Annotated in this window: 12 protein-coding genes; 5 read left to right on the forward strand and 7 right to left on the reverse strand. The window is 33.2% G+C overall.

The genetic code is table 11. The features are described from left to right. The first annotated feature begins 281 nt into the window (after positions 1–281). From ACWJKE_RS13235 to ACWJKE_RS13245, 3 genes are all read left to right on the forward strand, one after another. Positions 282–944: a hypothetical protein gene (locus ACWJKE_RS13235; RefSeq protein ID WP_462958872.1), complete on the forward strand. Its 663-nt coding sequence runs from the start codon at positions 282–284 to the stop codon at positions 942–944. Positions 945–1,005: 61 nt separating this feature from the next. After that, complete coding sequence (locus ACWJKE_RS13240; protein WP_462958873.1) at positions 1,006–1,683, forward strand: nitrite/sulfite reductase domain-containing protein; 678 nt, start codon at positions 1,006–1,008, stop codon at positions 1,681–1,683. 172 nt (positions 1,684–1,855) lie between these two features. Beyond that, positions 1,856–2,065 carry a hypothetical protein gene (locus tag ACWJKE_RS13245; RefSeq protein WP_462958874.1) on the forward strand — a complete coding sequence of 70 codons (210 nt, stop codon included), beginning with the start codon at positions 1,856–1,858 and terminating at the stop codon, positions 2,063–2,065. Between the two features lie 192 nt (positions 2,066–2,257). Here ACWJKE_RS13245 and ACWJKE_RS13250 read toward each other — a convergent pair whose 3' ends face one another. Then, positions 2,258–2,902, reverse strand: coding sequence for an undecaprenyl diphosphate synthase family protein (locus ACWJKE_RS13250; RefSeq protein WP_216302144.1), 645 nt, complete (start codon positions 2,900–2,902; stop codon positions 2,258–2,260). Positions 2,903–3,413: 511 nt separating this feature from the next. On the opposite strand from ACWJKE_RS13250, the gene ACWJKE_RS13255 reads away from it, so the two are divergent. Both ACWJKE_RS13255 and ACWJKE_RS13260 read left to right on the forward strand, forming a co-directional pair. Then, a complete protein-coding gene (locus ACWJKE_RS13255) occupies positions 3,414–3,977 on the forward strand; it encodes a TetR/AcrR family transcriptional regulator (RefSeq protein WP_220286222.1) in 564 nt (187 codons plus the stop codon). A 229-nt stretch (positions 3,978–4,206) separates the two neighbouring features. Beyond that, positions 4,207–6,879 carry a YhgE/Pip domain-containing protein gene (locus ACWJKE_RS13260; protein WP_220286223.1) on the forward strand — a complete coding sequence of 891 codons (2,673 nt, stop codon included), beginning with the start codon at positions 4,207–4,209 and terminating at the stop codon, positions 6,877–6,879. Between the two features lie 103 nt (positions 6,880–6,982). Here ACWJKE_RS13260 and ACWJKE_RS13265 read toward each other — a convergent pair whose 3' ends face one another. The 6 genes from ACWJKE_RS13265 to hutI form a co-directional block, all read right to left on the reverse strand. Beyond that, complete coding sequence (locus ACWJKE_RS13265) at positions 6,983–7,570, reverse strand: ECF transporter S component (protein ID WP_268064044.1); 588 nt, start codon at positions 7,568–7,570, stop codon at positions 6,983–6,985. Positions 7,571–7,728: 158 nt separating this feature from the next. Then, entirely contained in the window at positions 7,729–8,742 is a 1,014-nt protein-coding gene (gene hutG / locus ACWJKE_RS13270; protein WP_216302141.1) for a formimidoylglutamase, read from the reverse strand. A gap of 169 nt (positions 8,743–8,911) precedes the next feature. After that, positions 8,912–9,532, reverse strand: a complete 621-nt coding sequence (locus ACWJKE_RS13275) for a cyclodeaminase/cyclohydrolase family protein (protein ID WP_165411798.1) — start codon at positions 9,530–9,532, stop codon at positions 8,912–8,914. Between the two features lie 48 nt (positions 9,533–9,580). Then, the gene (locus ACWJKE_RS13280; protein ID WP_216302140.1) at positions 9,581–11,260 is read right to left on the reverse strand and encodes a formate--tetrahydrofolate ligase; all 1,680 of its coding nucleotides are present in this window, start codon (positions 11,258–11,260) and stop codon (positions 9,581–9,583) included. A gap of 68 nt (positions 11,261–11,328) precedes the next feature. Beyond that, positions 11,329–12,225 carry a glutamate formimidoyltransferase gene (gene ftcD / locus ACWJKE_RS13285; protein WP_216302139.1) on the reverse strand — a complete coding sequence of 299 codons (897 nt, stop codon included), beginning with the start codon at positions 12,223–12,225 and terminating at the stop codon, positions 11,329–11,331. A 30-nt stretch (positions 12,226–12,255) separates the two neighbouring features. Beyond that, positions 12,256–13,509: an imidazolonepropionase gene (hutI, locus tag ACWJKE_RS13290; protein ID WP_216302138.1), complete on the reverse strand. Its 1,254-nt coding sequence runs from the start codon at positions 13,507–13,509 to the stop codon at positions 12,256–12,258. Between the last annotated feature and the right edge of the window lie 4 nt (positions 13,510–13,513).

Below are 13,513 nucleotides of genomic sequence, written 5' to 3' on the forward strand. Positions count from 1 at the left end.
TAAAACTAATTTAGTAAAGAGAGCTTTAATGCTCTTTTTATTTTTTTAAAATATAATTAACCATTTCTGAAATAGTAATTAATTTATAGGGATATGTTTATGGTAACATAAGTTACCGTAAGTATTGGCTGAATATAGTATTATTAGACTATAAGTTAACGACATTTCACAAGGAAAGTCTCCCAATGCTATAAGGGGGAGTATAAATCTACTTCTGAAGTCGTTAATGCAGCTCCGCAGGAGATGATATAAAAGAATAAATAGATATTGGAGGAATAATAATGAGCGCTTTTTTAGCACCTATTCACACATGGTTATTTAGTAAAATTTTATTGGCAGAGGATTTAGAGACAAATTTAAGAAAAGTTTATATAGATGAATACGGTGACAATGCAAAAGATGTTGCCCAAAAATCAGCGGCTTACGGAAGTCCAATAGATACCACGAAAAATATAGAAGATATAATTGATGTATCTAATATTCATGGCTGGTTACAGGATAAAATCGGAAAAGTGGAAACTAGAACAGCATTTATAATAACAGAAATGATTAAAAATTATGGAGAAGAAGCAGAAGTTATCGCCAAAGCATGTTTTGCAAAGCAAGGTAAAACTGTTGGAGAAACTTTAAAAGTAAAAGAAATGCAAGGAAGGCCAGAAGAAGTATTTAACGCCCTCAATAATAATTTGTTAGAAGGTATGCCTTGTGATAGAGTAATGAGGGTTATAAAATCTGAAAATGACATATTTGAATGGGAAACTACAAGCTGTATTCATAAAAATTATTGGGAAATGGTAAATGGAAATGTAAATATATTTTACATGCTTAGACATGTATGGATTAAAGCGTTTATTGAAAATTCTAATGAGGAATATACTTATAATTTCATTAAAGGTTTAGAATATAATGGTATAATAGGAACAAATCAAATCACAAGAAAGTAACATAAAGAGCAATATAATAATTAATGGTTGTTACGATCCCCATGGAATAGGAGGAAATTAAATGGAACCTAAATATGCTGTACTTCAAAAAGTAAGAGATGGAAAAAGAACTTATGGTGTAACGCCTCATATCCCGGGGGGATTTATAACCTCAAAACAGCTATCAAAAATAGCTGAAGTAGCTGAAAAATATAAAGGAATCTTAAAAATGACCTCAGGGCAGAGAATTGCAATATTAGGACTAGAATCTGAAGATGTTGCAAAAGTGTGGGAAGAATTAGGTATGCAGCCAGGAGTTAAATCCCTAAACTCTGTAAAAAATGTTCATATGTGCCCTGCAGCATTTTGCAAAAGAGCGAAACAAAATTCCTTGAAAATTGGAATGCTTTTAGATAAGCGTTACCATAGAATGGAGATGCCTTGTAGAACAAAGATTGGAGTAGCTGGTTGTAGGAATGCTTGCACTAGTGTGTACGCTAGGGATTTAGGCATAATAGGTGACAAGGAAGGATACATGATAGTCGCAGGTGGTAGTGGTGGATTTAACCCTAGGGTAGCTGATATTATTGCAGATAAATTAACAGAAGAAAAGGTATTGATTGTGGTTGATATTTTAATGGAATATTACAAGGTTAATGGAAATATGGGAGAAAAACTAGGAGATTTCATTCAACGAATAGGACTAGAAAAATTTAAAGCGGATATCCTTCTAAAGTCGTTATTGCAGCACAGCAGGTGATGATTAATAAGTCCATTGAATAAAAACGCATAATAAGCGTTTTTATTTTTGTCAAAAATAATAGCATCTCCTTTTATTAAAATATCGCATAGCAAATAAAATATTTTAGAAATTATTAAGTATATAAGCATTTGTTAATGGATAGCATAATATTTGAAAGGAGAGATGAAATGTGGGGAGTATGAAGTCAAGAGAAATAAGTAATAAAAAATCATCTAAAGATGGATTAGAAAGGTATGTTGAGATTGAAGGCACAGACATCAAGTTAGTAAACATACCTACAATAGTTACAGGAATTAATAATAATGGAAGCATAAGACAAGAAAAAAATGAAGCCTACGCATATGAGGTAGTTGAGCAAAATAAAAGATTTACAGATTAGTATTTCAGGGACTCACAGAGCATATAACTAGAGCTGCCACTTATAATGTTTAGTTGTATGCTTTATTTTAGATAATAAATATATCGGTGATTTAATCTAATAATCATTTTTACCATATAAAAAAATAGATATAGTCTATTAAAAACTTATATCTATTTCAAAATAGGTGACTTAGTTATTTTTTTATATATATCAACCACCAAGTGTTACATCTTGATCATCATACCAATGTAAAGCATTTGATAAATGCTCCGGTTTAAAGTCAGGCCAAAAGTCATCTATAACGTAAAAGTCAGAATATATGGATTGTAAAGGCAAAAATCCACTAAGACGCCTTCTTCCACCCCAACGAATAATTAAATCTACTCTAGAGATATCATTAGTTTTTATGCAATTAAATATATTACTTCTCTTGCTACTTTTGTTTTGATCTAGGTTACTTAGATCCCATTCCCAGCCATAGTTTACGAGAAAGTTTAGCTTCATACCACCTTTACCAAAGGTTCTACGTGAGGTGAAAGGAAGTAGTTCTTTAGGAAACATAGGTGAGGCACTATTTCCTACTACTAATAAATCAGCATCCTGTGTACTTAAAAGTTTTACTGCATCTACACAAGCTTTAGCAAAAGCTTCTCTCTGCAAGGGTGGTCTTTTTGTATTATCAGTAGTAAACCCATAATAAGTTATTTCTTTTACGCCCACAGCTTTGCAAAGTTTATACAAAGACAGACCAGGATCTAGTCCAAAGGAATACCCTTTGTCTTTTGATAAACCATTATCTACCGACCATCTTCTATTTCCATCGGGAATTACTCCTATGTGGTTTGGTATTCTCATATTATCACCCTTTAATTATGAATTTTTATAACTTATAAATCATAGTATATCCATTATTAATATATTAATCCATTATATTTACAATTAAACAATCTAATTTATTGAATTTTTAAATTAATATTTGATTTTAACAGAAATATATATTACATAAATAGTAAAAATAGAAATGAATGGTTAACGAAATTTCAGAAGGAAAGTCCCCCAACTTCTATAAGTGTGGGTAGTTAGTACAGTAAAAAAAGCTTCAGCGAAATTGTAAATCTCCTTCTGAAGTCGTTGAAATTGCAGCTTTGCAGAAGATGATTTAATGACATACTGTATATTTTAATACTTTAGGAAAACTAAAAGTTGAAAAGTTAATTTTAGATAATGTATAAAAATACTTTCAATTTATAGGGATATAGTATAGTATTATTGAAATATCGATTAAGATATTTGAAATAAGATTTAATGTTCCTTAATACTAAAATAACTATATAAGATAAATTTATTGATAAGTTGAGGTGAGTTAATGAATAAAACAAAAAGAGCTATATTTCAGTCTGCAATTAAAACTTTTTCTACTAATGGATATGACGGAGCCACTATGGATGAGATTTCAGCAAATGCTGGAGTAGCTAAAGGTACGGTGTACTATTATTTTAAAAGTAAGGATGAGGTTTTTAAATACATAATTACAGAGGGAGTAAGCTTACTTAGGCAACAAATAGAAAAAATTACTACAGGGAAGGGAGACTATACCTGTAAATTAAGAGAACTAACCAAGGATCAGTTAAAATTGGCATATGAAAATAGGGATTTATTTAAGGTTATAATGAGCCAAGCATGGGGCGGGAAAATAAGACATTCTGAGCTTAGAGGAATGCTAAAGGCGTATATGGAAGATATTGAAAAATTCTTAGCAAGTGCTATGGCTGAGGGAGCTATAAAAAAATGTGAATCCTCTTTTTTAACATATATGTATTTTGGAAACTTAGTATCAGTAGCCGTTTATAATGTTATTAAAAATGATAGTATGAAATTAGATGAAATTACAGATAATTTTATGGAGCACCTACTAAATGGAATAAAGTAAAAATACACAGTAAGATAATTCTAGATAATAGGATATCTTACTGTTTTTTATTTCAAATGAAACTATAAAATTAATGAGCACGTTTACTTCTTTTGTTAACAAAAAATACATTGACTTTATGAAAAAAAAATGTAAAATATACATATATGACTGACCAGTCAGTTCATAAATTAATGTTGTTAAAACTGTTGTAGAAAATAATTATATATATAAAGGATGAGGTGATAACATGAACTTTTTAAAGGTAGCTTGGAGAGATATCTCAAGTATATTTAAAAATAGATTCATACGAGTATCGGTAGTAGCAATTATTATAGTTCCACTTTTGTATAGTTTACTTTATCTTGATGCTTTTTGGGATCCATATGCTAGAATTAAGGATATGCCAGTGGCTGTGGTAAACCAAGATAGAGGAAGCTTAAAGGACGGAAAAAAAGTTAACTACGGTCAAGATTTAGTAAATAATCTTAAAGATAAGGAAGCAGTAGGCTGGAGGTTTGTTACAAAAGAGCAAGCTGAAGATGGAGTCAAGGGAAAGGATTATTATGCCATGTTCGTAATTCCTGAAGATTTTTCGCAAAATGCTTTAAGTTCGACTAAAGGTAAACCAGAACAGGCTACTATATTATATAGTGCAAATGAAAAGAGAAATTTTTTAGCAGCACAAATCAATGGTAAAGTTTTAGATCAGCTTAAATCAGAACTAACCAAAAGTATGTCAAAAGAATACGCAACAGCAGTGTTTGATAGTTTATATGAACTTAAAGATGGTATGAAAAAAGCTTCTGATGGAAGCAAAAAACTCGCTGACGGTGTAGTTACCGCAAAAGATGGTACGCACCAGTTAAAAGATGGAACTGGGAAACTTAAAAGCAATGTTCCACAAATGATGGATGGAGTAGGGAAATTACTAGTGGGTTCTAATACATTAACTAGTAAGCTAGGGGAGCTTAAAGCTCAAGTGCCTACAATGGTCAGTGGGGTAAATCAGCTTCATGGTGGTGCAGACCAATTGAATAATGGATTATCAGAGCTTAACAACCAAGTACCAACTATGGGAACAGGGGTACAAAAACTTCATGGTGGTGCAGTCCAATTGAATAATGGATTATTGGAGCTTAACAAGAAAGTATCAATTATGGTAACAGGGGTACAACAGCTTAATGAGGGATATACAAAAAAAATAATACCTCCAACTAAAGAACTTAAAGAAGGAGCATCAACTCTTGCTTCAGGGCTTGCAGGAACTAAAGATGGATCAACTAAGTTAAATGATGCATCAACTAGGTTAAATGGTGGATCAAAAGAGCTTAGTGGTGGATATGATAAAATGAAAGATAGCATGAGTGATCTTAGCGTGGGCAGTGCAAAAGTTGCTGGCGGAGTAGATGGTTTAGTAGATAATAGTAAAAAATCTCAAGTGGCATTGCAACAAGCAAATGAGAAACTGGAAGCATATTTTAAAGATCATCCAGAAGCAAAGGATAATGCAAATATGCAAGGCGTTTCAGCTACATTAAATGCATTAAATAAAAATGCTACAGATGAAAACAACGTAGCGATGATGAATGGACTTCAAAAGGGTGCTCATGGAGTAGCAGAAGGATCTAAGCTATTACAAGAGAAATCTTCAGATTTTGTAAATGGTACACAAAAATTTGCACAAGGTGCAGATGAGTTTTCAAAAGGAGCTGGAGAGTTCGCAGAAAAAACAGGTGCAGCAGCGGGCGGTGCAGCTAAAATCAGTGGAGGTTTAAATCAGCTGTATGATGGTATGAATAGTGATTTTGGGAATGGACTTTCAGAACTTAATGGTAAAATGCCAGATTTAACTGGAGGCGTGCAAAAGTTAGTTGCAGGTTCAGGAGCTTTATCAGGAGGAATTTCAGAGCTTAATGATAAAATTCCAACTTTAACTGGAGGCGTGCAGAAGTTAGCTGTAGGTTCAGGAGCTTTATCAGGAGGGCTAGCACAATTTAGTCAAAAGATGCCAGCTTTAGCAGATGGAACGGCGAAACTAAATGCAGGTTCAGCAGAGCTTACAAAAGGAATTAGTACTTTAAATGGCAAATTACCTGAGCTAAAAGATGGGGTAAGCAAGTTAGATGATGGTACTAATAAATTAGATGGTGGCATGACAGAGTTAGCAGATGGTTCTAAAGAACTTAACAAAAAGCTTGCAGATGGCCATAAGGACCTTAGTAGTAGCTTGAAAAATGATAGTAAAACTATGGGAGAGACATTCTCGGAGCCAGTAGTTATGGATCAAAAGCCAATAAATCCTGTTAAAACTTATGGTGAAGGATTTACTCCATATTTCATTCCACTATCATTATGGGTAGGAGCTTTAATGATGTTCTTTGTAATTACAGATAAGGTAGATGCAGATATTGCAGCAAGCCCAGCTTCTGTAGTAGCAGGTAAGTTCTTATCATATGGAGCTATAGGAGCTATGCAAGCGGTACTTGCAAGTGGAGCTGTAATGTTATTAGGTCTTAGACCAAGTAATATACTACTGTATTTCTTGTTTAATATTTTCTTATCAAATGTGTTTATAGCGATTATTCAATGCATGGTATTCTTACTTGGGCAAGCAGGAAGATTAATATCAATTGTATTATTAATTCTTCAACTTACTTCATGTGCAGGTACATTCCCAATAGAAGTTGTACCTAATTTGTTTAAGGTTTTAAATCCATTTATGCCATTTACTTATGCAGTATCTGGGTTAAGAGAAGTAATATCAGGTATTGATTATGGCGTATTTACAAAAGATATAATAGTCCTTGCTGCAATGTTAGTTGTATTCTTATTCATATCTATATCAATGAAGGGGCATGCAGATAAAGTGCAAAAATTGATACAAGATAAAAGAGATGAAGCAACAAATATAACTGCATAGTATAAAGTAACAACGTATTAAAAAATTTAGATATTTGTAAACCACATTCCTATATTATTAGGAGTGTGGTTTTTTAATATAATCATCAATGATTATTACTAAATTAACATTTAAGATCTATTCTAAAGACCAATTCATAAACATTTAAAAGGATAGATATTATATACGACTGAATTATTATCATTAGACATGTTTCTGCAATTCTAGGAAGCCATAAAACCATAAAACCTACACTAGAAAGCCCTGGTATAAATAATATTAGAAAATAAGTGTTAATAGATGAAATTACAATTGCAGGCAATCCTATTGCTAAAATCATTTTAATATAATTATCATATAGTTTATTTTCACTATTGTTTCTTTTAATCACATTATTAATAACCAAAATTACAAAACCAAGCAGTGCTATAATCTCGAGTCCAATACCAATAAATTGAGTTTTCTTTCCAAGCGAAAATATAAGTTTGCCTAAATTTGATTTTGGAAATAGCAATATTACAATAGTATTAACAATTCCTATTAATCCTAAAGTTGCAAAACAAGTAATATAGTATTTAACTTGTTTTGCAACTTTAGTAAATTTTGTGTGTTTCCATATTAGTCCTGGAATAAAGCCTGCAAGCGTTGTTGTTAAAGTAAATAGTGGAATATAAGGTCCCAGAGGTCTTATAATATATGCAAGAATATCCACAAGACCACCAGCAAGTGCCCCATAAATTGGTCCGAAAATAATTTCAGGAAGAATATAGAAAATACATCAATGCTAATTCTCATAGCTCCTGCACCACCAATAAAAAACTGATTCACGGACTTGGTAAACTCAAATTTATTATTAATATGTAACAAGTTTTAGATAGACAAACTATTTGTTTCACAAAGTGTATTGATAACAGAAAAAATCAATACAGCTGCTAAGTTTGCTGTAACGTCGTCTTGGTCAAATCTTGGCGAAACCTCAGCTATATCAAAACTTACTACTTTATTTGACCTTAAAATGTATTTAAGAAACTTTAATACACGTTCAGGATCGAGACCAAGTGGTTGTGACGAACTTACTCCTGGTGCAAAAGCTGTAGAAAATACATCGGAGCATATAGTTACATATAGATAATCTTTAAATTTTATGAAATTATCTATTTCCTCCATAAGCGGCCAACTGTCACTATCTATTATATCTTTCGCAAGCATGTATTTAACTCCAAGTCTATCAGCTGTTTTAAAAAGATCTATGGTGTTACTGTGCTTTTGAACTCCGATGCACAAATAAGAATATTGAAGATCCCTATCACTACAAATATCTGCTATTTGTCTAAACATTGTTCCGGAACTGGTCACTTTTGTATAAGGTCTTAAATCAAAATGAGCATCAAAATTTATTATCCCGATATTAGGTTCTTGGCTTTTTTGTGATAAGTAATTTAATGTACCCATATAACTTCCAAAAGCAACTTCGTGACCACCGCCCAAAATAATAGGAAAAAGATTTAAATTTAAAATCTTTTCGATTGCTTTTGATAGAAGAGCTTGGCTTTCATCAAGGGTACAGTTTTCACATAATATATCTCCTACATCAAAAAGTTTAACTTCTTGTGAAAAATTGCATGGAAGGTTAGATAATTCTTTTCTTATACTTTTAGGACCCTTTGATGCCCCTACTCTGCCACTATTAAGCCTTACACCTTCATCACAACAAAAACCAATAAAAGCAAATCCCAGTTTACCGGTGTAGGAAATTAAATCATCTCTTTTTAAATCTATTATCTTTACACATTGATGCCATCTAAAAGCATCATAGTTGGTTTCACTATCAGTGCGTCCCTGCCAAACTGTTTTATCCGTTATTTTATAATTTTTATCAAACATTGTATTTAGCCTCCCAAATTATTTATGTATTTATAATTACATCACTATCATTATTTTAAATATAGTTTTCAGTATGATAAGCATATTAAGTATGTTTAAACATATTAAAAAACAACCTAAGGCAAATTATGATTTACCTTAGGTTGATGGCTATGGGGATCTATCCCTATTATAAAACTACTTTGCTTAGTAGTTGTTTTTCTCTTTCAACTACATTTTTTTCAAGAGTAGATACTTTTTTTTCAAATCGAGCTACGAACTCACTATCATTGATTGAGGATAGATTTATTTTTACATTGTAAAGAGCTGATAGAACTGCACTTCTTGCCATCATAGCTGATACAGCACCATCAGTTACTGCATTTTTATTTCCGTGTTTTATTGCTTTTTCTGAGTAATCCATAAGTGCATACGCATCTTCTGCTATCTTATATGGAGTCTCTGATGCATGCTTTAATGCATTTTGAATAGTTTCTTTTCTTGCAGATTTCTCTTCATCACTGTTTTTTGGCAATTTGAAGGCATCCATTACTCCATGAAAAGATTCAGAGTCTGCATCTATATACTCTATAAATCTTTCTTTATATTTGTTGGCTTGTTCATAAACTTCTTTCATCATGACTTCACTATCTTCATAACCTTTTTTACCAATAGTCAAACTTGCAACCATTGAAACAAGTGCTGCAGCAGATGCAGCTGATAGTGCGGCAATGCTTCCCCCTCCTGGTACGGGGCAATTTTGGGAGGTTTGGTCAATGAATTCTCTAACGCTTTTATCAACTAATAACATAATAATGTACTCCTTTCTCTATCTTTTCAACATAATATGAGCATATGTCTAAAATAATCCTGTTATAACTCCACTTCCATCTATATCCATCTTTTCTGCGGCGCTAACCTTAGGAAGTCCTGGCATGGTCATTATGGTGCCAGCTTCGCATACAATAAATCCTGCACCTGCAGAGACTCTTACAGTTTTTATTGTAATTTTAAAACCTTTTGGAGCTCCAAGAAGTTTATTGTCATCAGATAGGGAGTATTGAGTTTTAGCAATGCATAGGGGCATCTTATCAAGGCCTAATTCTTCAAGTTTTTTCATCTGATTTTTAGCAGCTGCTTCAAACACTACTGTATCTCCACCGTATATTTCCCTAACAATTGTGTTGATTTTTTCGTTTATAGAACTGCTTACATCATAAATAGGTTTAAAGTTTGACTCCTCTGTTTCAACAAGTTTTATAAGCTTTCGGGCCATATCAACTCCGCCTTCGGAGCCTTTAGACCATACTTCATTAAGGGCTATGTCAACTCCGAACTCTTTACATTTTGATATAAGAAGTTCTATTTCTTTTTCTGTATCGTTACTGAATCTATTTACAGCAACCATTACAGGTACATTAAATTTTCTTATATTTTCAACTTGTTTTTTTAAGTTCTCAAACCCACTACCAAGGGCTTCAAGATTTTCTATGCCTAAATCTGATTTAGATACTCCACCATGCATTTTCAGTGCCCTTATAGTAGCAACTATAACTGTAGCGGATGGTTTCAATTCTCCATATCTACATTTTATATCAAAGAACTTCTCTCCACCAAGGTCAGCACCGAAACCTGCTTCAGTTACTAAGTAATCACAAAGTTTAAGACCAAGCTTTGTAGCTATGAGGCTATTGCAACCATGAGCTATATTAGCAAATGGTCCGCCATGAATTATTGCTGGCGAATTTTCTAATGTCTGAACTATATTCGGCTTTATAGCATCCTTCATCAAAAGGGTCATCGCTCCATTAATTTTAAGATCTTTTGCAGTTACTGGATTACCATCCATGTTATAAGCTACTATTATTTTACCGAGCCTCTCTTTAAGATCCATTAAATCTTTAGAAAGACAAAGAATAGCCATAACCTCTGATGCGACGGTAATCATGAAACCATCTTCTCGTGGGAAACCACACACCTTTCCACCGAGACCAACAACTATATTTCTAAGAGATCTGTCATTCATATCCATAACTCTTTTAAATACAATCTGCCTAATATCTATCTTAAGGCTATTCCCTTGATGAACATGGTTATCAATTGCTGCAGTAAGTAAATTATTTGATGCAGTTATAGCATGCATGTCTCCTGTAAAGTGAAGGTTAATATCTTCCATAGGAACTACTTGGGCATATCCGCCGCCGGCTGCTCCTCCCTTCATACCAAATACGGGTCCTAAAGAGGGCTCTCTTAATGCTATACATGTCTTCTTACCTATTCTATTCAAGGCATCTCCAAGACCAATAGCAGTAGTTGATTTTCCTTCACCTGCAGGAGTTGGAGTAATTGCTGTTACAAGGATTAGCTTTCCATCCTTTTTATCCTTTAATCTATCAAAAATACTTAAAGAAACTTTTGCCTTGTATTTACCATAAACTTCTAATTCATCATCTTCAATTCCTAAATTTTCAGCAATGTTTGCAATGGGTAGCATTTTAGCCTTTTGAGCTATTTCAATATCACTCGGAACAATACTCATATAATTCGACTCCTCATCATAATTAATTATATTTTCTTGGTTCCTTACCCTGAAAGCTTTTTAAGTTTTTATTCTGAAAGTTTCTTTTCAAGTATTTGACTTATATCAAAGTTTTCTATTTGAAGATAATATTCAGCACAGTCTATTAATGCTTTCAAAGGAACCAATCCAATAACTTCACTGCCAACAACGGGTACTCCATATCGTAAAGCTTCCATTTTAACCATTTCGTGGGCTCTGTATACGGCGGTTTTTTCATAATTTACAAGATTCATAGAAATCTGAACTATGTTTCTCTCACAAAGTTTAACGCCCATAGCCTTTACAAATCTAAGCCCTCCACCTATAAATCTTACTTTTTTAGCAATAGCAGTTGCTATTTCCATATTGTCTGTGCCTAAGTTTACATTGTATGCTACAAGTGGAAATCTGGCACCTATAACTATACAGCCACTTTTTTCATTCATTTCACATGGACCAAAATCAGGTTTCCATTCTGGAAGTTTTATTTTTTCAAAGAATCCCTCGTACTGACCTTTTCTAATTTTAGCAAGATTTCTTCGTGCTTCACAAGTAGCTGCATCTTCATAAAGATAAACAGGAATATTTAATTCTTCTCCAACTTTCTTGCCAAGTTCTTTAGCCATTTCAACACATTCTTCTGTAGTAATATCCTGAATTGGAATAAATGGAACCACATCTGTAGCTCCCATTCTTGGATGAGCACCTTCTTGAGTCCTCATATCTATAAGCTCTGATGCTCTTTTAATTAGCTTAAAAGCTGCTTTTTTAGCATCTTCAGGTGAAGCAACAAATGTAACAACTGTCCTGTTATGGTCTTTATCGGAAGAATAGTCAAGTAATTTTACGTTTTCTGTATTTCTTATCTCGTCAACTATGCTTTCAATTATTTGTTTGTTTCTGCCTTCACTAAAATTTGGAACGCATTCTACTAATTTTAACATAATATTCTCTCCTTTACTATTTAAGATTAATTATATATTAACAACTACATTCCCAGCTTTAATTACTTTTTCTACAATGTTTATACCCGTATGATATGGTATAAAATTATAAGAAGGATATTTCAAAATAACAATATCACCTTTTTTACCAGGGTCGATACTTCCAATGGAATCTGCTCTACCGACAGCAGCAGCACCATTTATTGTAAGTGCTGTTATAGCTTCTTCCGTGCTCATATTCATATATATAGCTGCCACTGCGAATACCAGAGGTATTGAATATGTAAAGCAGCTTCCTGGATTAAAATCCGATGCCAGTGCTACAGCGCAGCCCTTATCAATCATTTCCCTTGCCCTTGCATATGGTTCTTTTAGGCAAAATGCAGTACAGGGAAGGAGGGTAGAAATTACCTTTTTATCTGCCATGGCTTTTATTCCATCATCTGAAGCATGTAATAGATGGTCGGCTGATATTGCGCCAACTTCTGCTGCGAGCTCTGATCCTCCAAGGGTTACTATTTCATCCGCATGAAGTTTAAGTTTAAAACCCATTTCCTTTGCTTTCAAAAGAAGTTTTCGTGATTCATCTACAGAAAAAACTTTGTCTTCGCAAAAAACATCGCAAAACTCTGCAAGATTCTCTGATTTAACCACAGGGAGAACTTTATCTATAATGAAGTCAATATATTCATCATTTTTACCTTTGTATTCGGGTGGAACAGAATGTGCACCTAAAAAGGTAATTGCGAGGTCCATAGCATGATCTTCATTAAGTTTCTTCATAACACTAAGTTGCTTTATTTCTGTATCAAAATCAAGGCCATAACCGCTTTTACCTTCTACAGTTGTTACTCCAAGTTTAAGCATCTCATTAAGCCTTTCAAATCCAATATTATAAAGTTCTTCATCTGAAGCATTCCTTGTTGCGTTTACTGTATTTTGTATTCCGCCGCCTCTCTCCATTATATCCATATAGCTGTCTCCGCGGAGTCTCCAAGCAAATTCATCTGCCCTGTAGCCACCAAATACAAAATGAGTGTGAGAGTCTACAAATCCTGGAAGGACGCATTTATTAGATGCGTCTATAACTTCATAATCTGCTTCATTGTAAATTTTCAATATTTCTTCTGTAGTATTAACAGCTTTAATTATGCCATCTTCAATGACAACGGCTCCATTTTTTATGATATGAATGTTTTTCATTTCCTCACCGTATTTTGCATTGCTACCACTGCAGGTAACAAGTTCCGAGGAGTTTTTTATAAGCAAATTTCCTTTTTTCATAAAT

The sequence above is a fragment of the Clostridium sp. CM036 genome (assembly GCF_055081135.1).